We start from the raw sequence: 25390 nt of genomic DNA on the forward strand, positions 1-25390 counted from the left end.
CTTGATTAAAACTGCGCTCTTACACCCAGGGTAAAGGTTTTCGGATAAGGATACTTTGCCGCGTTATTACCCAGTTCCGGATCCCATAATTTAAACTTCGAGAACGTGAGCATGTTGGTGGCAGTAGTATATACCTGTAAGCTGCTGATACCCTTGCGTTTCATATCCGGCGTGATAAAGGAATAGCTGAAAGTAGCCTGTTTCAGGCGCATGAAGCTGCCATCCCTGATCCACCAGCTGCTGTTTAAATAGTTATTGTCGTTGGTATTGGCTACCGTTAAACGTGGATAGTGTACATCCTGACTGGGATTCTCCGGTGTCCATCTGTTCATCATATCTTCCAGTACACTGGCCGGATATTGTCCCATACCGGCGAAAGGAATAACGCCTACACCATCAGCGCCGGCCCCATTGCCGCGCACTTCAGAGCCATTGGCCATGATCCCTACATCAGCTACGCCGGCGAAAACGGCAGAAAGCTCAAATTTCTTGTAGCCGAAATTAAAGCCGTAACCATAGGACCAGGTAGGAAAACTGGATTTGCCCAAATAAGTTTGGTCGTTACCATCAATCCTTCCGTCGTTATTCAGGTCCGCATACTTTACATCACCGGGATGCACTACCCTGAACTGCTGCGGGCTTTTTTCCACATCATCCTGGCTGGTGAACAGGCCGAGGCTCTGGTAACCTTTGAATTCGCCAACCTTATGTCCTTCCTGTTGTGCATAGGCGTACAGGGCAATGGGATTATCTGCAAAAAGGATCTTGTTACGTGCGTAGGTAACGTTACCGAATACACGAATAGAGATATCTTTTCCGATACGACCGGTATATTCCATGCTGCCATCTATTCCTTTATTCACCATTTCACCAATGTTACCGTAAATGCTGCTGGAGCCATATCCCGCTACGGGTGAAATAGATCTCCGCGCAACGAGGATGGCACTTCTTTTATCCTGGAATCCATCTACTATAATATTCAACTTATTCCACAAACCTATTTCCAGGCCGATATCTGTTTTAGCAGATTTTTCCCAGGTTAGGTTTTCGGTACCAATTACATCTGCATTAATACCTCCATAATAGGAAGGCGTACCGGAGCTACCGAAAGACACACCAGCTGCGCCGTTATAATAAGTGAGATAACCAAAGCGGTTCCCGTCGATCTGGTCATTTCCTGTCATCCCATAAGATCCGCGGATCTTTAACAGGTTGACCACATTTGTATAAGGCAGGAAAAAGTTTTCTTTAGAAATTACCCAGCCAACAGAACCTGCGGGGAAGTAACCCCATCTTTTTCCCTGTTCAAAGTTTTCAGATCCGGTAGCGCCCATATTTATTTCTGCCAGGTATTTGTCCATATAGGAATAGGTGACCCTGGCTGCCGCGCTTTGGTTGCGGTAAGGAATGGCTCCTTTCACATCACCGGCAGAACCCACCAGACGGTTACGGATACTACCTACCAACAATGCACCGAAATTATGTTTACCGAAGCTATGATCGTAAGTGAGGTTACCTTCCAGGTACATCATGCGCTCACCGGTAGAAGAAGCGCCATAGCCCAGGTAGGTGTTTCCTGTTCTGGTTTGGTTAAAGATTAAACTACCATCTTCATTTCTGCCAGGCGCATAAAACAAATCATTTACACCGGTTCTTCTGTTATCAAATTCGCTGTAGGTATCAAAAGAAAAACGCGCGTTGGCACTCAGTCCTTCGGTAATTACATCCAGTTTCTGATTGAGGGATAACACGGATTGGATGGAAGGTCTGAATTCTGTAGCGTAGCCTGCGTTTTGTACGAGGTTAAACGGATTGGAGCCACCGTTATTAACCGGGCCTGCCCACTTGCCATCCGGGTAAGATACCGGGAAAGAAATGGGGTTGGTGGCGTAGGTAGAATACCAGATAGATCCGGCGGAATTGCCCGGGTAGCGGGTATTTACCAGCATGGAAGCCAGGTTAAGGGAAAGCAATGTTGTTTTGGTCACGTTCAGGTCTACATTACTCCTGAAATCATATCTTTTGAAATTGAGGTTGGGGTTGTACCCGATGTTATTCACTTTATATTGTCCGTCCTGGTTATAAAACGACATCGACACATAGTAGCGCATGGCTTCACCACCGCCACTTACGTTTACGTTGGCATTGGCCATAGATGCCCAGTCCTTATAAATAGTCTTGATCCAGTTTACATTTGGATAGATATATGGATCAAGGCCGCTGGCTGTTTTACGGATCAGTTCATCGGAATATACCGGTTCTTCCCCGGCGTTGGTACGGGCTTCATTATACAGCTTCATATAATTCACGCCATCCAGCATTTTTGGCATCTGGGTTAATCCGCTGAAACCCGTTTCTGCTTTGGCAGATACTTTTGGTTTACCGGCAACCCCTCTGCGCGTAGTGATGATCAGTACGCCATTGGCGCCTTTGGCGCCATATACTGCGGTAGCGGAAGCATCTTTCAACAACGAAATGCTCTGGATATCTTCCGGATCAATGTTATTGAAAGCGCCGCCATAGGTGCTGTTTACATCTTCCCTTTGCACACCATCCACAATGATGAGTGGAGAAACGCTTCCCTGGAAAGTACCAATACCGCGGATAGTAAAGTTAGGGTTATCATAACCGGGTTCACCACCGCCGCTCTGCATGGATATTACGCCGGCTACCTTGCCTACCAGTGCGTTGGTAAGTGAGCGCACCGGTGTTTGCATATCAGCCATATTTACGGTAGATACAGCGCCTGTTACGGTTACTTTTTTCTGGCTGCCAAAACCTACTACCACTACTTCGTTCAGCTTATCCACCTTTGCGGTTAAACTTACTTTGAGTGTTTTCTGGTTTACTACTTTTACTTCTTCGGGGTTCATTCCCATCATCGCTACTTTGATGATGTCATCCCTGTTGGCAGCAATAGAAAATACGCCCATTACATCGGTAACCGTTCCTTTCTTACTGTCTTTCACCGTAATAGTAGCGCCAGGTAAGGGGTTTCCATCTACATCCATTACCTGCCCGCGCACCAGCCACTCTGCCGGTTTCTCTTCTGCGGGAGCTGCCGTAGTTTCCGGAGCAGCTGCTTTTTTGTCGAGAACAATACGATTGCGTTGCAGTACGTAGCTGATATTTTTATTTTTAAAGATAAAAGCCAGTACTTCTTCCAGTTTCGCCTGCTGGAAGTTGAGCGACATCTTTTCCCCGTCGTTCAACAGCTGGTTGCTGTACACCAGGGTAAGCCCTGTTTGCTTTTTGATGGCCCGGAAGATCTGCAGGAGGGTTACCTCGTTACCGGTAACCGTGACGATTGATTGCAGCGAAGGCGGCGGTGTTTGTGCCTTCACGCTGGAAAATGACGTGCATATAAGGGCACACAGCACCAACATGCGCACAACGTTTCGCATAGCCAGCTGGCAGTGGCGTATACTTTTTCTCATTCGGGAATTGTTTACAAGTTAAAATGATGGTACAGCAAATGACCGTAACAAATGCTTTCATCACAACTACATCGTTTTTCAGAAAACGGGTGACAAGGAGTAGTAAAAATATTTTTTGAGGGAAGAAAAATTTATCTCAGGGTAATTTCATTTCCTGATAAATGGTATTCGATATGTGCAGTTGTTTTAAGATCTGATAAGAAATCTTCCAGCCGGTTACGATCCATCAGGCCCGTTACTACCTGTCCGGCTTCCTTGTTCTTATCCAATACAAAACGCATCCCATAGAAGCGGGAAGCAGCGGTGATAAGGGTTGTAAGCGGCATGCGGTGATAGTAGTAAACACCGGTGCGCCAGGATAATACTTCTTCTTCATCAAAATGACTGGTAACAAATCCTATACCGGCATCATAATCGGCCTGGATGCCTGGTTGCAGGGTTTGGCGTTCGCCGGTTTTTCCTTTGGTAACAACACTGCCCTGTACGAGCGCCGTTTTCACGATGCCCGGCTGATAGGTATTTATATTAAAAGCTGTTCCCAGCACTTGCACGCTGGTAAGTGCAGTGTGTACAATAAAGGGTTTCTCCGCATTGGCGGCCACCTTAAAATAGGCTTCCCCTTCTACATATACTTCTCTTGCAGGACGTCCGAAATGAAAAGGGAAACGCAGCCTGGTAGCGGCGTTCAGCCATACTTCCGTACCGTCTGACAAGGTGAGTTTATAGCTTTCGCCGGCAGGTACATCGAGGGTATTTAATACGGTGTCGGCAGAAGAATATTGCAGGGCGCCATTGCTGGTATTCAGCGTGGCGTTGTTGAGAGCAATGGTTTTGGTGCTGCTGTCTTTACTCAGCACTACTTTTTCGCCATTGCTCAGCAACAGGCGAACCGGTTGCTTCTGCTGCTGCATAGCCACTGTTGGCGAGGTGGCGGGTGTTGTGCGGACAAAGAAGTAATAGACGCCACTACCTGTCAACAGCAATATGGCGGCGGCGGACAACCACTTTTTAAGGTGGACGACCGGGCGGCGTGTTGTTCTTTCTTCTTTAATCCGGTGAAGGGCAGCTTCGGAATCAATCTGCTGAAGATACCTGTCGGTATGAAGGGTCATGTTCTCCTGCTCCAGCTGATCCCACTGTGCTTTGAAACCGGCATCGTGCTGCAGCATTTCCTGCACATACCGCTCCTCTTCTGCAGAGAGTGTTCCCGACAAACGTTGTAGATATAATTCAAATATTTTTTCCTGTGCCTGCTCCATTGTTAACAAAACGGGGGCTAATACCCCTTATTAGTAATTGCATGACGTAATACTTTCAGCCCTCTTTTCAGATGGGTTTTGAAAGAATTGATACTAATGCCCATTTCATCCGCTGCTTCCTGGTAACGTTTTCCCTGGATATACACCATTTGTATAGCCGATCTTTTTTGTACCGCCATATCATTGATGGCGGTTAATACCTGTTTATAATAATCCGGTGAAACTTCGGTGTTTACCATACAGGTATCTTCCTGTAACTGGGTGAACGCTACTTTATTTTCCAGTTCCGTCTTTTGCTTTTTAAGATGCGTCAGGCAACGGTTTTTTACGGCCTGATGCAGGTATCCTTTGATATCGCCTGAAAAATGAAGGTATAACTTTTTGTCCCAAATGTCCAGGAAGAAGGTCTGTACAAGATCATTTGCTTCTGCTTCGTTTCGCAGAAACCAATAGGCATTCAGGCAAAGCAGCTTGTGATACTTCATAAATAAAGCATCATATGCTGAAGCATCGCCTTCCTTTAACCGCTGTACCAATACTATGTCTGAAGAATGACTCATGTAACCGGAACCTTATTGGTAATTATTCATTACAGGTAGCTTAAACACATAACATGTCTGTAACGCTGCTTAGCGGCAGCCTTATTACAGTGATTTTGATTAAATGATCCGGAAGAAATTTACTTCTTCCATTGTTCACGCTTTGATACTAAAGATTTTGGCTAATGACTATTAAACTGGAATCAAGGTAAATAATAAAATCGGAAAAATATACGGACCCGGTAAAAAAATTAAAAGCCCCGGTAAAGGATACCGGAGCTTTTTTTTCCATGGGGGTTTCAGTAGATAGCTTATAATTTAAAGAAGATCTTCTTTTTAAATAGCCAGTAACACAGTCCCCATTCCAGCGCCAGTACCGCAAAGGCGGATAATATTTCCCGGATGCTTTCGGGAATTCCTGCCAGCGCGGCAAATCCTTTTACGAAGATATCAGTCGTGGGATTTACCCACTGCCCACCAACTGTTTCAAAGAAGAGGTAAATAAAAATGGCGTTCATGCCTACCACGGTGGCTATCCAGGCGTAACGCACATGCTGTTTCACATCTATCAACCAGTACAGCAGGGCCATTACCAGCATTACCCATCCCCCGGAAGCCAGCGTAAAAGATGCGGTGGCAATCCGTTTGATAATGGGTGTAATGCCTGCCAGGTCCAGTCCGAAGCCGGTGATGAGCCCTATCAGCCCGGCCGTCACCAGGATCTTTATTTTCTGAGCCTGTGGCCGGTCGCTGATCAGTAACTTCCCGGCCAGCGCCCCCCAGATGGTATGCGCGGCGGTGGGTATAAAGTTAATGGTTACCCATCCGCCCGGGTTGATCTTACCCATCAGCACAGTATCCATAAAAGCTCCGAAGTTATGACCTTGTGTGAAGGGTTCTTCGAAGCCGGGCAATAAAACAAACCGGTACAATAAATCAGTTACCAGCAGCAATAACAGGCTTACGCCCAACTGGAAACCAAAGGAACGGCGTATGATGAGGTAAGCGATCAGGGTGGTTACAGATAACTGCGTGAGCACATTCCATAACTCCCATACTAACCTTCCTGCATATACGCAATGGAGGGCAGTGCCAAATATAAACAACTTTAAACAACGCAGGGCAATATGCCTGAAATTTTGTGACCAGGTAACACCCTTTTGTGTTTTATAATAATAAGAGATGAACATCGCAGCACCTGCCATTGTCATAAAAGCAGGTTGCACCAGGTCCCAGGCGCGTAGCCCATTCCAGGGGTGGTGAAAAAACTGCGTTATTAAACTGCCGGCTATTCCCGTAGGGTGTAAATGTGCTATCGACTCATAGACACGGGCACTTTCTCCAGCCAGGAGAATCATGATAAGGCCACGCATTACGTCCAGGGAAATCAATCGTTGGCTGACATTGGTTGTCTGGTTCATTGTCCTGTTTGTAGGCTTAAATTAATAATTTATTCCGGCATATTTAATAAAAAAGCAGCGGCGCCTTCATCGGGGATGGTGCCCAGCTGGGTGGACCAATCGTTGGAAGTGGCCACCATGCCAAGTCGTATAGCCGCTCCCGTAAAGCCCTTTATTTTTGAGCGGTCCAGTTTTCCTTCAAAGCGGATCACACCACCGGCTTCCGCAATGGTGCCCATCGTAAAGAAATCCGTACCTGACTGCTGGTCGAAACTGAAGCTGGTTTGCGGTCCGTTATGATAATACATCGCCATCGGGATGGGCGCTGTATTCTGATTGAGCAATAGCTGGCCCTCCAGCAATACATCGTACGCCGCGCCGGTAAACAGGGAAGTGATCAGGCCCGTAGCGGCACTGTTGTCGCTGTCGATATACACGTCGAAAATAGCGCCATCGGCCAGTTTACCACTCATCTCTCCATAGAAATAAACAAACTGTCCGTCGTAATCGAATTTCACTTTTTTGAAAACGCCGCCAGCCGGGCCGGCAGTGATCACATTCTGACTGATGGTATCCCAGTCGGCCAGGCTGTTATCGGTGAGTTTCACCGGCGAAGTCTTAGAGATGCGGATCACGGTAGATCCTTCTGCCGTAACCCCTGCGGCAGACGTGGCATACAACGTAGGCACGTATTTGCCCTTGCCCTGGTAGGTATGTACGGGGCTTTGCTCGGTGGAACCGGTACCATCACCAAAGTCCCATTTCCACGAAGTGGCGCCGGTAGTGGTGTTATTAAAAGATACCTGGTTGCCTTCTACTTCGATGGTATATACTACCAGCGGCGCGGGATTGGTATCATCTTTTTTGCAGGCGGAAGCTGCACACAGCAGCATGAATATATAGAGCAGTTGCTTTTGCATGATCGGGTAGTTTTAAGGATTCTGTACGCACAGTTTATTGGTTTCTATTTCATCGATCGGGATGTAATAGATGATCTTGGGATTATCGGGCTGCACCACCATGCCGGCATAACCGGAAGGATTTACAGCCGGGTTGATATCGGATTCTTTCAAACCCGGTAAATGATAACCCCAGTAAGTTCTGTTCATGGCTTTTTTATTGCGGTACACATCAAAGGTGCGGTGGCCTTCAAAAGCAAGTTCCAGTCGTCTTTCCTTTAACACTACGTCCAGTGCGGTTTTCCCGGCAGGCAGCTGTTGATGATACAATGCGCCCGACAAACCGCGGTTGGTGCGGATGATATCCAGGTCGTCCAGTGCGGCGGCTGTTTTACCCGCCTTAGCTGCCGCCTCTGCCCTGTTCAGGTACATTTCCGCGAGGCGGAAAAGGATGGGCGAGCTGAGCGTAGGACTTCCCCCCTGCCCGGAGAATTTGGAGATATAGTAAATATCGATGCCGTTCTTTTTCTGTAATACGCCGTTGTCATCTTTCAGCGGGATAATATATTTCCAGCGTACATCTTCCGGGTTGGCGGACATGGTATCCCTCAGCGATGCGGACGCAAATTCTTCGCCCCATCCGGAGTTACCATTGGAATAGATCATGGAGGCGATAGAACCAAACTTACCGTAGTCGTCCAGCTGCGTAAAGGCCACACAGAAAATGGTTTCGGTACCGGCGGCAGCGTTGGCAAACAAATCGGGGTAAGTAGCCGGGGTGGCCAGTGAATAGCGGCCGGACGAAATAACCTGCGACGCGAAGTAAGTGGTGCTGTCGTTGTTCCCTTCATACAGGTATGCCCTGGAAAGCAGCGCCCAGGCGGCTTCGCGGGAAGCGTACTGCGGGCCCCTGCTTTGCGACATCAGTTCTGCTCCCCTCCTGGCGTCTGCGATGATCTGTGCATATACTTCGCCTACGCTGGCCCGTGCTTTTTGCGCAGGATCGCTGGTGGCAGTGCGCAGGATCACACCGGGAGCGCCGGGGTTTTGCGCGTATGGCATGGCAAATAATTTCACCAGGTTAAAGTGACTGAAGGCGCGCAGGAAATAGCACTCACCCAGCATTTGCTGCGTAGTGACGTCGGGGTTAGCCTGCTTCTCCACCGCTTCAATTACAGTATTGGCGTCGTTGATAATTTTGTAGGAGATATACCAGAAATAGCGTGTATTCGTTTGCGTTGGCGAGTGGCCTAACGAGAAACTATAGAACAGGGGATCTTCTGTTGTTTGCCCGCATACAATATCATCGCTGGCAAAATCCGACAGCTGGAAATACTGGCGCAGGTACATGTTATTATCATCGGTAGTACCATTAAACGGTACATGATCCTTTAGCAGGGAATATGCCCCGTTCACGGCGTTTTTCAGCCCTTCGGGAGAACCGGTAATGGTTTCTGTGGTGAGGGCATCGCTTGGATTCACATCTTTCATACAACCTGTTTGCCATAACAACACAGGCAGTAGTAGTAATATTATAATCGCTGATCTCATGACAGGCATTTTAAAATCTGAAATTAATGTTGAACAGGTACTGGCGGTTGTTGGGATATTTAAAATCCGATACGCCTGGCATCACCTGTGATCCAGGTGTGATGGTAGTTTGCGGGTCCTGCCCTAAGAAATTGGTGAATGTATGCACGTTATCGGCAGTGAAGCCAACAGTTACTCCATCGAGGCGCCACCTGTTTACAAGGGCTTTTGGCAGTTCGTAACTCAGGCTGATGTTACGCAACGCCCAGAAGCTACCATCTTTCAGGAAACGTGTAGACGTTTGCGTGCTGTTGGCGGAGTTCTGCGGACTGGGCTCTGTAGCGTTATCACCAGGCTTCGCCCAGGTGCTGCTGCCTTTGGGCAGGTTTACCTGGTTGTAGTAAGGTTCGTTGCCGTCATTTTCCACAAAGCGGAGGTTATTGCTGTATACTTTGTTACCGGAAAGGAAATAGATATTTGCACTCAGGGAAATACCGCTGTATGTAAAGGTGTTGGTCATGCCGCCCTGGAACTTCGGCAGTGCGGAGCCTACTTCCTGGTAGGTGGCGCTGGCATAATCTGATGTTGATGATTTGTTGCCGTCTTTATCCACTACTTCCCACAAAGGTGCGCCGGTTTGCACGTCCACGCCTAACCATTTGGGCATATAAAATTCATACAGGTTACCACCATTGCGGTAGATCTGCGAGATGCTCCAGGTAGATTGTGTATTGATGATGCTGGCCGGGAATTTCTGCAGCTTGTTGGTGTTGAAGTTGATATTAAAATCGGTGCTCCACTGGAATTTCCGGCTGCGGATATTCACTGAGCTAATGCCCAGTTCCACGCCATTATTCACCAGTTCACCTACGTTCTGCCAGCGTGTTTCAAAGCCCACCGACAGGGGTTGCGATACCTGCAGCAACAGGTTTTTGGTGATGTTGTTATACACATCCACACTCAGGTCGATACGTTTAAACAACCCGATATCGATACCGCCGTTCCATTGGTATTTGCTTTCCCAGGTGAGGTCCGGGCTGGGCAACTGTGAAGGGGTTGCCGCTATTTGTCCGTTATACTGACTGGCCAGTGAAAACAACGCAAGGTAGCGCGATGACCCGATGTCCTGTGTACCGGTAACACCATAACTGGCGCGGAGTTTCAGATTGGTGAACACATTATTATCTTTCAGAAAATCCTCATTACTCATCAACCATGCTGCAGAAACAGAAGGGAAAGATGCCCAGCGATTGGCGGACGGAAAATTGGAAGAGCCATCCACGCGAAATGATCCGGTGAGGAAATATTTATCCAGGTAACTGTAGTTTACCTGTGAGATGAGCGACTGTATAATGGCTTCATTGATACTACCATTCACAATCTGGCTGTTAGCTACTACATTCAGCACTTTTAACCCGGCGGGCAATCCTTTTCCGGAGGCGCCCAGCACTTCGGTATTGCTGCCTTCAAACGCCACGCCCGCAAGGCCGCTGATGCGGTGATCCCCCATGCGGAAATCTACTTTCAGCAGGTTATTGGATACGTAGCCATAGTTAAGCGTACTGAATTCGCTGAGGTAACCGGTGCCATGATATTGCCCGGCCACATCCGGCGAATACCAGGTTTTATTTTTATTGTATCCCAGCGACAACCGGTTGGTACTGGTAAAGGTAAGCCAGTCGGTGATGCCGATGTTAAGTCCCATATCATAATTCACATCAAAATTTTTATAGGGATGCTCTGAATTATTGATGGTGTGAATAGGATTCACCTTATCACGCGACCACCATTTGAAAGGCGAGTTACCATCTACATACAATGCTTTACCGGAGCTGTCGTATGGGTTATCCCAGGGCATATTGAGGAATGCATAATACATATCGTTATAGTCGTATGTTTTACCAAAGGAGCCGCTGAGGTTGATGTTATTGGTTAAGCTGATACGTTTGGTAAAGTGATAGGTAGAATTGGCTCTCAGGTTTACACGCTGGTAGTTGGTATTCATGAACGTACCTTTCTCGTTATAATAAGAGAGGCCCAGGTAGTAATCTGATTTTTCTGATCTGCCGCTGGCGGAGAGATATACATTCTGCATGGGTGCGCGCTGGAACATGTCTGTTAACCAGTTGTAGTTCTGGTTGCGCAGGGCAAGCGGGCGTTCATTATAGAATTTCAGCAGGTCTATTTTATAGGAGTTGTTGGTAGCACCGGGAATATAATCGCGGTAATATTCTTTCTGACGTTCATACAATTCGCTGCCGTTCATCATGTCCATGGTGCCGAAGTCCGGTGTGCGGAAGCCGGTGGTTACTTTTGCCTGGAACTGTATTTTACCAGTAGTAGCTCTTTTAGTGGTGATGATGATCACGCCGGCATTAGCCTGGGAGCCGTACATGGCGGTGGCGCCGGCATCTTTGAGCACGGTTACGCTTTCGATATCGTTGGGGTCGTAGTTGCCACCAATGATACCATCTACTACTACGAGCGGACTTTGTGAAGCGTTTACAGAGGAAATGCCGCGCATGCGTATTTCTGCTGCGGCGCCGGGAACACCGGAGCTGCTTACCACCTGGAGACCGGCCACTTTACCTTGCAGCATGGTACCTACATCGTTGGTGGTAACGTCTTTCAGTTTTGCGGCGTCTACTACGGTAACGGCGCTGGTTAATTCGCTTTTCTTTTTATCGGAGTAGCCCACTACCACTACCTGGTCCAGCTGACTGTTAGCGGTGCGCAGGGTTACCTGCATACCGTTACGGGCGGGCAGTTCCTGTTTGTCGTAGCCGGTGAAAGTGACTACCAGTATTTCGCCGGCGTTGGCGGCTACGGTGAATTGCCCGCCGGCATTAGTGGCGTTGCCCCTGCTGGTGCCTTTTACGATTACTGTAGCGCCGGGAAGCAGGGTGCCATCAGGGCCACGCACGGTACCGGTAATACGGCCAGTAGTATCCACTGGCGGCGGCGGGGGCTCGGACTTTGGGCGGATCACGAATACGCCGTTGTTGATAGAAAAGGTAACCGGCTGGTGTTGCAGGCATTGCTCCAGTACGGATTGCACGGAGGCGCTGCTTACCTGTAAGGTAACCGGGGTAGTGTTTTTGAGGGCGGATTCATTGTATACGATGGTGGCCCCGGATTGCAGGATTATTTCTGCAAACACTTTCTGTAACGGCATATTTTTCACAGAGAGGGTAACCTGTTGTGAAAAACTCCTGGCGCTTACATGTAAGCAGGCGATCAGGATAAGCCAGGTGGTCATTTTCATAACCCGCAAAATTTTGGTTAATAGAAGTCCCTTTGGGAGAAATGGTATCTCCTTAAATTTTAAATGCATACTTTTAATAAGGTTTAGAATTCTTAAATGATCGTCGCTGATCTTACAGGATGCTGAGCTGCTGCCGGGGGTGTGTCACCACCTCCGGCTTTTTTCATTGTTCAATGTGTTACTTCATATGTTTTTTTTACAGGTTTTACGGTAATACCACTACTTTATTTCCATCTGTTTTAAAGTGATTAGTTCCGTTTTCTTCTAATACGTGCAATACGGCTGATAAATTAAGATTCCGGCTGATTCCGCCACCATACAGTTCTTTACCGGGTGCGGACTGATAAACTATTTCCACATCATACCAGCGGGCAATTTCCCGCAGTATGGTTGGCAGGTCCATATTATTAAATACAAAGAGGCCGTTTTTCCAGGCCATAATTTTATTCACGTCGGCATCACGTACGGTGAGCTCGTGGCCGGACAGTGCCAGCACGGCCTGCTGACCGGGGCGCAGGATCTTATTCTGTACTTTTATTTTTCCATCCACCAGGGTGGCGTTGATAGTTGGTTCGTCGGCGTAGGCCATCATATCGAAGCGGGTGCCCAGTACCACCACTTCCATTTCATTTGCCTGTACTTTAAAGGGTTGCGTGGCATTGGCGGCAATTTCAAAGTAAGCTTGTCCCTGCAGGATCACTTTCCGTTCTGCTCCCCGGAAACTGGTGGGATAGCGCAGGGAGGTAGCGGAGTTGAGCCATACGTTGGTGCCGTCCGGCAATACCAGCTGGTATTGGCCGCCACGAGGCACAGTGAGGGTATTGTACACCACTGCGCCGTTGGCGTCTGCGGCCTGGTAGGCCAGTTGTCCTTTTTCTTTTTTGATGATGTTTGCGCCGCCTTGTTTACCGAGGGCGCCGTTGGCGGCATCATCGAGGGTGATGGTGCTGCCATCGGCCAGTGTAAGCATGGCTTTTTTGTTGGCGGGTGGTTTATCTGTTGCGGCAGTGTTATCCGCCATGATATTTTTTTGGGGAGATGGATACCGGTGCTGCCACCCTATTTTGCCGGCTACTGCTACCAGGGCCAGCAGGGCCGCAGCAGCCGCATAACGCCAGAAGGGAATTCTTTTTACTTTTGGTGGCTGCATCACCGGCTTCAACCTGTTGAGCAGCCGTTGTTCCAGCATCCGGCGGTCTTCCCCCGGCTCCACGGGCAGCGGCACTTCGCTGTCGTCGAAGCTATCATACCACTCATGAAGCGCTTCCACTTCTTCGGGTGAAGCATTGCCTTTCAGGTAACGTTGGATCAGGTCTTTTAGGTGCTGCATAATAACAGAGTACAGAAATACTGCTGTTACCCTTAGTTGTTTTTATATTTTTTTTCAGAAGAAGAAAGAAAGATAGGGGTATACATCTTTCAGGCGAACACGCAGGTGTTTCAAAGCCTTTGTGAGATGGGCTTCCACGGTTTTTTCGGACAATTGCAGGGCGGCGGCGATTTCTTTATTGCTGTATTGATCGCGGCGGCTGTATAAAAATACGAGGCGGCATTTTTCGGGGAGCTGGGCTATTTCCTGTCCGAGCCGTTCCTGGAGGCGGCAATAATCCAGGTGATCCATGTCCGGGGTTTGCACCAGTTGCTGCGCCACATCGGGCGTATCGAGCGGATGATCCGGCAGTAAACGGCTGATCTGGCGGAATACGGCGTAGCGGGTGGCGGTGGCCAGGTACCCGGAAAGGTGGCGGATATCCAGTTCTGCTTTTCTAACCCACAGGCTGGCCAGTACTTCCTGCACTACATCCTCTGCAGCGGCGCGGGTACGTAAGCGGTTGTACGCAATAGCATACAGTTTCTCCCAATAACGATGAAATATTTCGGTGTACGCCGATTCATCGGATTGCCGTAGTCTTTGTAATAGCGCTATGTCACTTTGTTCCTCCACGTGTGGTAATTGGTTGATATCGGTGTGCGCTATAAAAATAAGTAAAAAGAAGCGGAATTTGTCTTTCGCAAAGGCGATAGAGCAATATTAAAAAAGGTGTACCAGCCGATACACCTTCTTCTTACAACCGTTCGCGGATCACTTTCACCGCATCGCCTCTTTCCAGTTCGTTGTGTTCCTGCCAGCGATCCTGCTGCTGCTTCACCAGCTCACCGGTTTGCCAGGCGAGGAACTTTGCTTCCAGCCGTTCCAGGCATAACTGTTTATTCTGTAACTGAGAGCGGCTGTCCATTGCCAGCACCTGTAATCCGCTTGGGCGGTGAATACCACGAACAGCGGTTTCCACTTTATTTACATGCTGACCGCCCGGACCCGCGGCACGGCAGGTTTCCAGTGTTACGTCTTTGGGATTCCACTGCACCTGTTTTTTGATATCGAATACAGATACACCTACGAACCAGTTTTTACGTTTGTGGAATTTGCGGTAGGGGCTTTGTGCAATCCACTGCACAGTGCCTTCCCACGCTCCGCAGAAAGCTGTTACATTTTTTCCTTTGAGCAGCAGCGTAGCAGAAAGCAGTGTGCCGTTAATATCTCCTTTGATATTTTCCAATACCTGTATGCTGATGCCTGCTGCACGGCCTTCCTTTATCATTATTTCCTGCACCCTGGCCACTACCCTGCAACATTCTGCAGGGCCGCGGCCGGAGGTGATCTGTATAATCATTTGTTCCATGTTGTTAGTCTTTATTCATTCTTACTATGGCAGGCATAAACCGGCCTTGTATGTCTACTAATTCCTGCTGTGCGCTGATAACATTTTCAATGTCTTTATACGCCAGCGGGTTTTCTTCCACGCTGCCACCGATGAGGGTTACGCCTGCGGCGGCCAGCATTTTTTTCAAACCGGATACGGTCATGCTTTCTTTGGCTCTTTTGCGGCTCATGGCCCTGCCTGCGCCGTGGGAGGCAGAGTATAAAGCGTTGTCCACGCCCTTTCCCATTACGAGGTAGGCGGCGGTGCACATGCTGCCGGGGATGATGCCCATTTCGCCGGCATGAGCCGGGGTAGCACCTTTGCGGTGGATGATCACGGATTGACCGTTTGCAAGGGTATCTTTCCAGGCAAAGTTGTGGTGATTTTCCACTTTTGCGAGCGACTGCAAACCCAGCACCTTCATGAGGTTGAGGTGAATGCGGTCGTGGCATGCTTTGGCATAATCACCTGCCAGGTTCATGGCCAGCCAGTATTCCTGTCCGGCTTCACTGTTGAGATCCAGCCAGGCCAGCTGCTGCGCTGACTTTGGCAGCTTGCAGGTGTCCATTGCAATGCGCGTGTAATGCTGCGCGATATTAGCGCCCAGTCCGCGGCTGCCGGAATGCGACAGCAGGGCCAGGTACTTTTTTGGTGGCAATTGCAACGCATTGTCTTCCTTCAGTTCTATTAAACCGAATTCCACAAAGTGGTTGCCGCTGCCGGAAGAACCTAACTGCCGCGCGGCTTTGGCCTGTAGTTTCCGCAACAGTTCTGTTGACTGGAACGCCGCGCTGTCGAGCACTTCATGTTCCTGCGGAAATTCAAGTCCACCTTCCATGCCGAAGTGCGTGTATTCTTTCAACGCCACTTTTACCTGGTGGGAGAAGCGTTTTAAAAAGCTTTCTCCTTCGTCGAAGATAGTGAGCGCCATGCGGCAGCCAATATCCACGCCTACCGCAAACGGCAGTACGGCGTTATCGGTAGCCAGCACGCCGCCGATAGGCAGGCCATAGCCGGTATGTGCGTCCGGCATAAGGGCGCCCTGTACGGTAACCGGTAAGGACATCGCCGTTTCCATTTGTTGTTTGGCGGAGCGTTCTATTTCTTTAGCGCCGTATACTTTCAGCTGGCCTGTTTTTTCCAGCAGGTCGTACGACTGAAAATTGCATTCCACCGGTTCATCCATAAAGGTGTCTGCTATTTTTCCCAGTATTTCGTGGGAGCGATAGCTGGCCGGATCCGCTTTGATGGCGGTTAATAACGCCAGGAGATCTGCCTTTGCCTCATGTTTGAAATGCTTTGATATAATATTGATGACGAGGCTTCTGGCCTGGTCGTTTGTATAACCTATTTTACTAAGTTCCTTTGTTTTTATACTGCCCATAAAAGGTGATGTATTTGCAGGGATGCGGCCTTTGCGGGCACACCACTGCTGCACCGGTTATCCGGTGCGGGTATTAAATATAAATTTTGTTCTGTGTGGGAATACACCTTCCGCTGAAAGGAGGAGATAAAGCAAACGGAGGCACTAACGTAACCGTATATACGAAATGCGTTTATACAAAAAGTATAAGATGCATGTAAGTATTATTCCGGCTTATGTAAAAGGTAAGCAGCAACGTTTGCCTGATCAGGCAAGAAGCGAAAGGTGCGATATGTGGGTATGTTCTGTCATGATTCCTTGTATTTTAAAAGATGATAAATAAGGAATTCGGATGCAAAGGTATATTTATTTTACAAATACAACGGCATTTTTTTCACATAATAATTTCAATGCAGATTGTGGCAGATTTTAACATTTCTCCAGCCTATAAAAAAGGGTTTATAACTGTGCATGACGTAAATTTGTATGTACCCGCATTTTTAACCTCCGGAACCCGCTCCGGACGGGTTACATCAACATTATAAAACTTTTTCTTATGGACAAACAGCTCATCCGCAACGCCTATAAAGTGTACTGGCTGGAAAACGGCAAAGCGCCCGTTTCTGTTTATGCGCTCTGCAAACTTGTAGACGTTTCTGAAACCGAATTCTATGAACAATACAGTTCACTGGAAGCGGTAGAAAAAGACATCTGGTTAGCTATCTTCCAACAAACATTGGATCAGCTGCATGCAGATGAAATTTATCAGCAATATAATGCACAGGAAAAACTGCTGGCCTTTTATTTCCTCTGGGTACAGAAGCTGAAGGAAGACCGGAGCTACCTGTTATTACAGCGCAAACACTTCCGGTTACCGGACCTGTACCGCAACAAACTGGAAACTTTCCGTCATGCGTTTAACAAGTATGTAAGCGACCTTGTGAAAGAAGGTTATCAGTCCAGCGAAATCAAGGAAAGAAAGTATATCTCCGATCAGTATGTACATGGTTTCTGGTTACAGGCCCTGTTTGTGCTGAAATACTGGCTGGACGACACCAGCAACCAGTTTGAAATGACGGATGCCGCCATTGAAAAAGCGGTGAACCTGAGCTTCCAGCTGATTAAATCCAATACACTGGATAGTTTGCTGGACTTCGGGAAATTTATTTTTACGCGGAAATAAGTATCATGAAAGAACAATCCAATATTCCCACTTCAAAAGTGGAACGGGCAGGCAAATTCGTTACGACAGGACTTAAGGTAGGTACCAATTATATCAAACACTACACCCGCAAACTGATGGACCCTTCTACCACCAAAGAAGAGCTTCACCAGGATAATGCCGCGGATATTTATGATACGCTGAGTAACCTGAAAGGCAGCGCACTGAAAGTGGCGCAGATGCTGAGTATGGATAAAGGCATGCTTCCGAAAGCCTATACCGAAAAGTTTGCCATGTCGCAATACAGCGCTCCCCCGCTGAGCGGCCCACTGGTAGTAAATACTTTTGTAAAGACGTTGGGCAAATCGCCTTCACAGCTGTACGACCAGTTTGACCTGCAGGCGTCCAATGCCGCCTCCATAGGGCAGGTGCATAAAGCCACCAAAAATGGTAAGAAACTGGCCGTGAAAATCCAGTATCCCGGTGTGGCCAATAGTGTAAAGTCCGACCTACGCATGGTGAAACCCTTTGCCATCCGTATTGTGGGCATGAACGAAGTGGACATGGACAAATATTTTGACGAGATAGAAAGTAAGCTGCTCGAGGAAACCGACTATGCGCTGGAACTCCGCCGTTCTATGGATCTTTCCAGGGAATGCGCGCATATTCCCAACCTGAAGTTTCCCGGTTACTACCCGGAACTGTCGTCGGACCGGATCATTACAATGGATTGGCTGGACGGTCAGCATCTGAAGGAGTTTTTGCTGACCAACCCTTCGCAGGAAGTGCGGGATAAGATTGGCCAGGCCCTCTGGGACTTTTACCAGTTCCAGGTGCATAGCCTGAAACAAGTGCATGCAGACCCGCATCCCGGCAACTTCCTGATGCGCCCGGACGGCACTGTGGGCATCTTTGATTTTGGCTGTGTAAAGGAAATTCCGGAAGATTTTTATGAGAATTATTTCTTGCTGGTAGATAAAGAGGTATTGAAAGACGAGAAACGCCGGCACCAGATCTATACCAACCTGGAGATGATCCATCCGTCAGACACCCCCAAAGAGGTGGAATTCTTCTCCGGTCTTTTCCAACACATGATCGATTTGCTGACCCTTCCTTTTACGCTGGACAATTTTGATTTCGGCAACGAAGTTTATTTTAATGAAATATATGCCTACATGGATGAACTCTACAATATGAAAGAGATCCGTGATTCAAAGGTAGCACGTGGCTCCAGGCATAGTCTTTATATTAACCGTACCTATTTTGGGTTATACTCCATTCTGAGCGACCTGAAAGCGAATGTGATCACCGGCCCCGCCAGGATACAGGAGCTGATGGATGCCAGGAAAACTGCTTAACAGGCTTTCCGGGGCCATACCCCGGAAAGCTTTGTTCTTTTCCATGTTAGTCGTAGAATTATTACAATTGGTCGCAACTCCACCTTCATAATTATACAAATGCCCTAATTTGCCGCCATGAAACAGGAATGGTACCAACAAAAATGGGCAATAATAGCCAGGCATATGCTCGCATGGCTGATATTCTTCTCTCTCCCCTATTTGTTACATCCTACCAACGAAAAGTACGACCGGGACCGCATGGATGAAAAACAGGCCTGGGCCATGTATGTGTATTTTACGTACCTGGTAATGGTCGTGTTTTTTTACCTGAACGCCTGGGTATTTATTCCGAAGCTGGTTTATAAAAAGAAGATTGTCGATTATATCCTTTACATCGTGGGGATATTTATTTTTATGTGCACCATGCGGTATACTTTTGAAAAGATATTCCTGAAACCGCATCAGATGGATATAAAACCAGCCATCCTGTTCACCTTTTTTACTTTTTCCTTTGTACTCTCGGCCAGTACAGCTTTCCAGATGATTGTGGATAAAATGAAGCTGGAAAGACGAAGCAGTGCGCGGGAAAATGAGTTGCTGAAAACGGAATTATCGCTGCTCCGCTCACAGGTAAGTCCGCATTTTATGTTCAATGTGCTTAACAACATGGTATCGCTGGCGCGTAAAAAGTCGGATGTGCTGGAACCTTCTCTCATCAAGCTGTCGTCGCTGATGCGTTATATGTTGTATGAAGCAGATGAAGACAAAGTTCCCCTGCAAAAAGAAACCGAATACCTGCAAAGTTATATTGACCTGCAGCAGCAACGTTTCGGGAAGAATGTAACCATCCAGGTATCACTGGAAACAGGCGATACCTGTTATGAAATAGAGCCGATGCTGCTGATCCCTTTTGTGGAAAACGCTTTTAAGCACGGTACCGGCATGATCACTGATGCTATGATAGATATCCGGCTATATACGCGGGATGACAAATTGTTTTTTTCCGTACGTAACCGTTTCAATAAAGATTCTTCCGAAATAAAAGATAAAACCAGCGGTATTGGTCTTACAAATGTAAAAAGGCGTTTGAATTTGTTGTATGGAGATAATTATGTTTTGCATATTGATAAGAAAGATGACTGGTTTATAGTATCCTTGCAATTAAATCTCCACTGATGATGAAATGTATTGCCATAGACGATGAACCGTTAGCGCTGGACCTGCTGGAAGACAATATCAGCATGGTTCCTTACCTGCAGCTCACCGGCAAATGCAACAACGCATTTGAGGCGATGGAGATTTTGCGGCATCAGTCCGTAGACCTCATATTCCTGGACATCCAGATGCCCGGACTTACGGGGCTACAGTTCCTGGAATCGCTGCCCAATAAACCGCTGGTGATCCTCATCACTGCTTATGAAAAATATGCGTTGCAGGGCTTTAACCTCGCCGTAACGGACTATCTCGTAAAACCGGTATCCCTGGAGCGATTTATCAAAGCCTGTAATAAAGCGCAGGAGCTTTTCCTGCTCAAAACAGGGGGGAAAACGGCGCGGGAAGAGGCGGATTTCTTTTTTGTGAACGTGGACTACAGCCTGCTGAAAGTAGTATATGCCGATATCCGGTGGATAGAAGGATTGAAAGATTATGTAAAAATCCACCTGAACAGCAGCTCCAAACCGGTTATTACCCGTATGAGCATCAAGGGATTGGAGGAGCAGTTGCCCGGCTCCAGGTTTGTACGGGTGCATAAGTCGTATATCGTTTCCATTGCCGCCATCACTACAATCCGGAAAAACGCCATATTCCTCGATACGCTGGAACTCCCTGTGGGCGATACTTACCGTGATGCGGTATATGCCATTGCCGGTAAGGCCGGTCAGTGATCCGACAGTTCGTAGCTGTTTTTTCCCCACTCATCTCATTTAATTTATTTTATCCACCTGGTGGGTATACTTTTGCGTGATCTGAATTTATATAAAATGTATAAGATTTATTTGTTTATCACCCTGTTTTTGCTTTCAATGAGTGCTGTAGCTCAGCCCCCCGCAGGCGCCAAAATGCCGGTGGGCATGGGTATGGGAATGAGCGGCCATGTATATGGCAAAATTATTGACCCCGATGGAAAAGCCGTTCCTTATGCTTCCGTAATTATCCTGCAGAACCGCATGGATAGTGTCACAAAAAAAATGAAGGAAAAATTGCTGAAAGGCGTACTGACCAAAGGCAACGGTGAGTTCAGCCTGGAAGATCTGCCCGGCAGAGGCCCGCTCAAACTGCGGATCACTGCTACCGGGTACAAAACTGTGGAACAACCGGTTACCTTTCCGCCATTTGAAAAGGATCTCGGCAATATTAAACTCGCAGTAAGCACCACGCAGTTGCAGGGCGTTACGGTAGCCGGCACCAAGCCGATGATGCAGATGGATATCGATAAAAAGGTATTCAATGTGGAAAAAAACATCGTAAGCGCCGGCGGTACCGCACTGGACGTGATGAAAAACGTGCCTTCTGTAAACGTGGATATCGATGGTAATGTAACCCTGCGTAACAGTGCTCCGCAGCTGTATATCGACGGGCGCCCAACCACCCTTACCCTGGAACAGATTCCGGCGGATGCGATTGAAAACGTGGAAGTGATCACCAATCCTTCTGCCAAATACGACGCGTCCGGTGGCAGTGCCGGTATCCTGAACATTGTACTGAAAAAGAACCGGAAAACGGGTTACAACGGTAACCTGCGCGCCGGTGTGGATAAACGCGGCGCTTTAAATGGCGGTGCGGACTTTAACCTGCGCCAGGATAAAGTAAATATTTCCGCCAGCGTAATGGGTAACCAGATGAAAGGCCGTACCAATGGTACCACCGAGCGTAACAACTTTGCGGATGAACCACCTACCAACATCAACCAGTACAACACCAACAAAACCGATGGTGGTTTCATTTTTGGTAAACTTGGGCTGGATTGGTTTGTTACCAACCGCACCACCTTATCTGTGGCCGGTATCAAGGTACATGGTTCCATGAACCCTTCTGAACGGATTGATATCAATACCGATACCCTGAATAAAGCCGCCGATATCAGGGCTTTCAGTCAGCGTAACTCCAGTTCTCACAACAAGTTCAACGCAAACGGCCTGGTATTGGGCATGAAACACCTTTTCCCTAAAGAAGGAGAAGAACTGACCGCCGACTTCAACTATTTTGGCGGAAAGAGCGATAATAACTCCGACTACAGGACCGACCGTTATACCGGCAGCAACATCAGCGGCAGCGATATACAACAGATCCTGGGTAATGGCTCCATGAGCTTTATGACCATCCAAACGGATTATGTAAAACCTTTCACCGGTAAATTAAAGCTGGAAACCGGGTTGAGAGCCTCTGTCCGTAAAACGAAGAGCAACTTTAACAACTATATGCTGGACCCGGAAACACAGGAATATGTACTGATCCCGGCCGCCTCCAATAATTATAAGAACAGTGATAACGTATACGCAGCTTATGTAAGCGTATCCAACACCATCGGTAATTTTGGTTATAAAGTTGGCGTGCGTGCAGAAAGTTCCAATTACACCGGCGATCTGCTCAACAACGGACAGCATTTCTCCAACAACTACCCGGTAAGCCTGTTCCCATCGCTGTTTTTAAGCCAGAAGCTGAAACACGACCAGGAGCTGCAAGTGAGCTATACCCGTCGTATTAACCGGCCCAACTTCTTCCAGCTGATTCCTTTCACCGATTCCACCGATAAGCTGAATATCACGAAAGGTAATCCGGGACTGGTACCGGAATTCACCACTTCACTGGAAATGTCGTACCTGAAAACGCTGAAAGGAAACAATACCATATTGGCATCTATCTATTACCGACATACCAATAACCTGATCACCCGCTACCTCACGAAGGAAACCGATCCGGTAAACGGCCAGGAAATGCTGGTGAACACTTACATCAACGCCAATTCCAGCTATTCTGCCGGTGCGGAAGTAACCGCCATGTATAATTTAGCCAAATGGTGGAGCGCAACGGCCAACGTGAATATTTATAATTCAAAGATCAATACAGACAATGTAACGCAATCGCAGGATGCGCTCTGGAGCTGGTTTGGTAAGCTTAACAACACCTTTAAACTGCCTGCTAATTTTGAATTGCAGCTCACAGGTACTTACCAGTCGAAAACCAATTTGCCGGTGAATGAAAATAAGAATGTGCAGAGCGGTCCGCCTATGCAGCAGTCGCAGAATGCTTCACAGGGATACATTGCTTCTTTCTATGGTGTAGACGCCGCCATCAAAAAGAGCTTCCTGAAAAACAATGCCGCTTCGGTGACCTTCAGCGTGAATGATATCTTCAGAACCCGCTGGTCCGACCAATATTCACAAAGTGATTATTTCACACAATATTACAGTCGCTTACGCGACCCTCAGATGATGCGCCTGACATTTGCTTACCGGTTTGGTAAAATTGACGCCAGCCTGTTTAAGAGAAAGAATATGGGCGCAGGTATGCAGGGAATGCAGGAAGTGATTCAGTAAGAGGTTGTCTTATAGTTTAAAGCACCGGAATGCGAAGGGGGTACACCTGAGCGTTCCGGGCTTTTTTTTGTGAGGGATTTTTTACATCTTTGATTGATTTTGTAACCTTATTCTCCTTTACCATGAAAAGATTCTTTTTGTTAACTTCCTTTTACTGTTTGACAGCAATGATAAGTAATGCACAGATCCTCAACCAGACTACATTACAGAGCGGTGCTAATTTTAATATTGATGGGATTGGACGCGCAAGCCAGTTCAGGACTTCTACCACGACAGCCGGAGCCGGTTCGGGCCACTATATGCTTATGCAAAACAGTGCTTATCGCTGGGGGTTGGGAACCGCCAATGCAGAAAGCGGCACTAACCCCCAGGGCAGCGATTTTGCATTATTTGCTTATAACAATGATGGCAGCTTTATTGCCAGGTATTTAACTGTTATGAGAAGTAATGGATATATGGGGGTTAATACAGTGTCCCCTACTGCACAATTGCACGTTTCCGGTTTGCCCAGTACTGAAGCTGAGCCAGTAGCCCTGGCTAAATTCACCTATACAAACGTCTCTGAAGCCGAAGCTGTACTGCGCATTACTAACGGCACTTATCAGACAGGGGCCTATATTCCGAGCATCATCGGCCGGGCCTATAGCCCGGGAAGACCATATGGTATTGCTTTGAACGGAGAAGCTGAAGATGTGGCCCCTCCTCCACTTGAACCATATTCCGCTGCTGTCATGTTAGATGGAAGAAGTAAAACCAACGCAAGACTTACCAACGCCAACGTATTCACCGTTAATTCCTATGGCACATCGTTATTTATGGTCAAAGCCAACGGTAACGTGGGAATAGGCACCACCGCCCCCGGCACCAATAAACTTGCCGTGGAAGGTACCATTGCTGCCAGAAGGGTTAAAGTAACACAGGCCGCTACCTGGCCTGATTATGTTTTTGAACAGGATTACCAGTTGCCATCTTTACAAAAAACCGAAGCATTCATCAGGGAAAACAAACATTTACCAGAGGTACCTTCCGCAAAAGAAGTTGCTGAAAATGGCCAGGATCTCGGAGATATGAACGCTATCCTGCTGAAAAAAGTGGAGGAGCTGACACTACACCTGATCTCTATGCAGAAAGAAATAACGGAAGTAAAAGCCACCAATAAAGCATTGATGATGGAGTTAAAAACAATACAGGCAGCTGTAAACAAATAATAGTCGAAGGCCGGAGTCATGGATTCCGGCCATTCTCCCCCGGATACAGCAAATACACCGCATCACTCTGCCACACTTCTTTCGTATCCACATTCATCGCGGAAATTTTGCCCTTGAAAGCCGCGCCGGTGTCGATGTTGTGCACGTTGCAGGCGATCATGGGGAGATCTTCGCCATAATTAAGGCTGGGGGTATGACCAATATAAATCTCCTTGAACTGCAGCAGTCTTTTTGGATAGAACATGGAATTCTTTGGAATGCTGCGATCCATCGCCAGGGCGAGTTCCCAGAGGCTTCTGTCCCAGTAGAGCATGGGTTCAAACCTTTCATGGGCGGGACCGTGGGTGGAAGTGAACCCCGCGTGTATGTACAACCTGTTTTGATCGTCGATGTAATACATGCGCATGCGGTTCAGGAATTGTTGGTGACCTTCCAGTGCTGCGGGCGACAATTTATTGAAGCTCTCCACCGTGGCTTTGCCGCCATTGCGTTGCCAGGAGGCTTCGGGCATTACGCCATTCAGCCAGGATTCGCACCAGGCGTCGTGGTTTCCTTTTATAAAAATGCAGGTGTATTGTGATTCCAGTTCCATGAGCCAGGTGATTGTTTCGGCAGATTCAGACCATCCATCTACATAATCACCTAAAAAAATCAGTGTATCGGTTGTTTTCGGCGCGATACGCTCTACCAGCTGTTTAAGGGCTTTCAGCGCACCGTGTATATCACCTATTACGTAGGTTGCGGGCAT

Annotated in this window: 18 protein-coding genes; 6 read left to right on the forward strand and 12 right to left on the reverse strand. The window is 47.7% G+C overall.

Features of this window, described 5'->3' with window-relative positions:
• Nucleotides 1–5 precede the first annotated feature (5 nt).
• From B5Z18_RS14775 to B5Z18_RS14825, 11 genes are all read right to left on the reverse strand, one after another.
• On the reverse strand, nucleotides 6–3437 hold the full coding sequence (locus B5Z18_RS14775; RefSeq protein WP_079470254.1) for a TonB-dependent receptor: 3432 nt from the start codon (nucleotides 3435–3437) through the stop codon (nucleotides 6–8).
• Between the two features lie 131 nt (nucleotides 3438–3568).
• The gene (locus tag B5Z18_RS14780) at nucleotides 3569–4696 is read right to left on the reverse strand and encodes a FecR family protein (protein WP_079470255.1); all 1128 of its coding nucleotides are present in this window, start codon (nucleotides 4694–4696) and stop codon (nucleotides 3569–3571) included.
• Between the two features lie 17 nt (nucleotides 4697–4713).
• A complete protein-coding gene (locus B5Z18_RS14785; RefSeq protein ID WP_079470256.1) occupies nucleotides 4714–5256 on the reverse strand; it encodes an RNA polymerase sigma factor in 543 nt (180 codons plus the stop codon).
• Nucleotides 5257–5546: 290 nt separating this feature from the next.
• Nucleotides 5547–6656: an acyltransferase family protein gene (locus tag B5Z18_RS14790; protein ID WP_079470257.1), complete on the reverse strand. Its 1110-nt coding sequence runs from the start codon at nucleotides 6654–6656 to the stop codon at nucleotides 5547–5549.
• A 29-nt stretch (nucleotides 6657–6685) separates the two neighbouring features.
• A complete protein-coding gene (locus B5Z18_RS14795) occupies nucleotides 6686–7555 on the reverse strand; it encodes a PKD domain-containing protein (protein WP_079470258.1) in 870 nt (289 codons plus the stop codon).
• Nucleotides 7556–7567: 12 nt separating this feature from the next.
• A complete protein-coding gene (locus B5Z18_RS14800) occupies nucleotides 7568–9085 on the reverse strand; it encodes a RagB/SusD family nutrient uptake outer membrane protein (RefSeq protein WP_143313604.1) in 1518 nt (505 codons plus the stop codon).
• Nucleotides 9086–9095: 10 nt separating this feature from the next.
• Complete coding sequence (locus B5Z18_RS14805; RefSeq protein WP_079470260.1) at nucleotides 9096–12329, reverse strand: TonB-dependent receptor; 3234 nt, start codon at nucleotides 12327–12329, stop codon at nucleotides 9096–9098.
• A 205-nt stretch (nucleotides 12330–12534) separates the two neighbouring features.
• Nucleotides 12535–13659 (reverse strand): FecR family protein, encoded by a 1125-nt coding sequence (locus B5Z18_RS14810; protein WP_079470261.1) that lies wholly within the window; start codon nucleotides 13657–13659, stop codon nucleotides 12535–12537.
• 54 nt (nucleotides 13660–13713) lie between these two features.
• Nucleotides 13714–14274 carry an RNA polymerase sigma factor gene (locus tag B5Z18_RS14815; RefSeq protein ID WP_159454314.1) on the reverse strand — a complete coding sequence of 187 codons (561 nt, stop codon included), beginning with the start codon at nucleotides 14272–14274 and terminating at the stop codon, nucleotides 13714–13716.
• A gap of 121 nt (nucleotides 14275–14395) precedes the next feature.
• The gene (gene prfH / locus B5Z18_RS14820) at nucleotides 14396–15010 is read right to left on the reverse strand and encodes a peptide chain release factor H (protein WP_079470263.1); all 615 of its coding nucleotides are present in this window, start codon (nucleotides 15008–15010) and stop codon (nucleotides 14396–14398) included.
• A gap of 4 nt (nucleotides 15011–15014) precedes the next feature.
• The gene (locus tag B5Z18_RS14825) at nucleotides 15015–16415 is read right to left on the reverse strand and encodes an RtcB family protein (RefSeq protein ID WP_079470264.1); all 1401 of its coding nucleotides are present in this window, start codon (nucleotides 16413–16415) and stop codon (nucleotides 15015–15017) included.
• Between the two features lie 535 nt (nucleotides 16416–16950).
• Here B5Z18_RS14825 and B5Z18_RS14835 point away from each other — a divergent pair.
• The 6 genes from B5Z18_RS14835 to B5Z18_RS14860 all read left to right on the forward strand — a co-directional run bounded on the left by B5Z18_RS14835 (nucleotide 16951) and on the right by B5Z18_RS14860 (nucleotide 24642).
• Nucleotides 16951–17577 (forward strand): TetR/AcrR family transcriptional regulator, encoded by a 627-nt coding sequence (locus B5Z18_RS14835; RefSeq protein WP_079470266.1) that lies wholly within the window; start codon nucleotides 16951–16953, stop codon nucleotides 17575–17577.
• A gap of 5 nt (nucleotides 17578–17582) precedes the next feature.
• Nucleotides 17583–18914, forward strand: a complete 1332-nt coding sequence (locus tag B5Z18_RS14840; RefSeq protein WP_079470267.1) for an ABC1 kinase family protein — start codon at nucleotides 17583–17585, stop codon at nucleotides 18912–18914.
• A gap of 117 nt (nucleotides 18915–19031) precedes the next feature.
• Nucleotides 19032–20072: a sensor histidine kinase gene (locus tag B5Z18_RS14845; protein ID WP_079470268.1), complete on the forward strand. Its 1041-nt coding sequence runs from the start codon at nucleotides 19032–19034 to the stop codon at nucleotides 20070–20072.
• Nucleotides 20072–20782, forward strand: coding sequence for a LytR/AlgR family response regulator transcription factor (locus tag B5Z18_RS14850; RefSeq protein WP_227024483.1), 711 nt, complete (start codon nucleotides 20072–20074; stop codon nucleotides 20780–20782). The genes B5Z18_RS14845 and B5Z18_RS14850 overlap by 1 nt, the downstream gene beginning before the upstream one ends.
• Nucleotides 20783–20920: 138 nt before the next feature.
• The gene (locus B5Z18_RS14855) at nucleotides 20921–23434 is read left to right on the forward strand and encodes a TonB-dependent receptor (RefSeq protein WP_235015936.1); all 2514 of its coding nucleotides are present in this window, start codon (nucleotides 20921–20923) and stop codon (nucleotides 23432–23434) included.
• Nucleotides 23435–23592: 158 nt separating this feature from the next.
• Complete coding sequence (locus B5Z18_RS14860) at nucleotides 23593–24642, forward strand: hypothetical protein (RefSeq protein WP_143313605.1); 1050 nt, start codon at nucleotides 23593–23595, stop codon at nucleotides 24640–24642.
• A 16-nt stretch (nucleotides 24643–24658) separates the two neighbouring features.
• Here the strand turns inward: B5Z18_RS14860 and B5Z18_RS14865 are convergent, their stop codons facing one another.
• Nucleotides 24659–25390 carry a metallophosphoesterase family protein gene (locus tag B5Z18_RS14865; RefSeq protein WP_079470271.1) on the reverse strand — a complete coding sequence of 244 codons (732 nt, stop codon included), beginning with the start codon at nucleotides 25388–25390 and terminating at the stop codon, nucleotides 24659–24661.

The sequence above is a fragment of the Chitinophaga ginsengisegetis genome (genome assembly GCF_900168065.1).
In the GTDB taxonomy this organism is placed as follows: Bacteria; Bacteroidota; Bacteroidia; order Chitinophagales; family Chitinophagaceae; genus Chitinophaga; species Chitinophaga ginsengisegetis.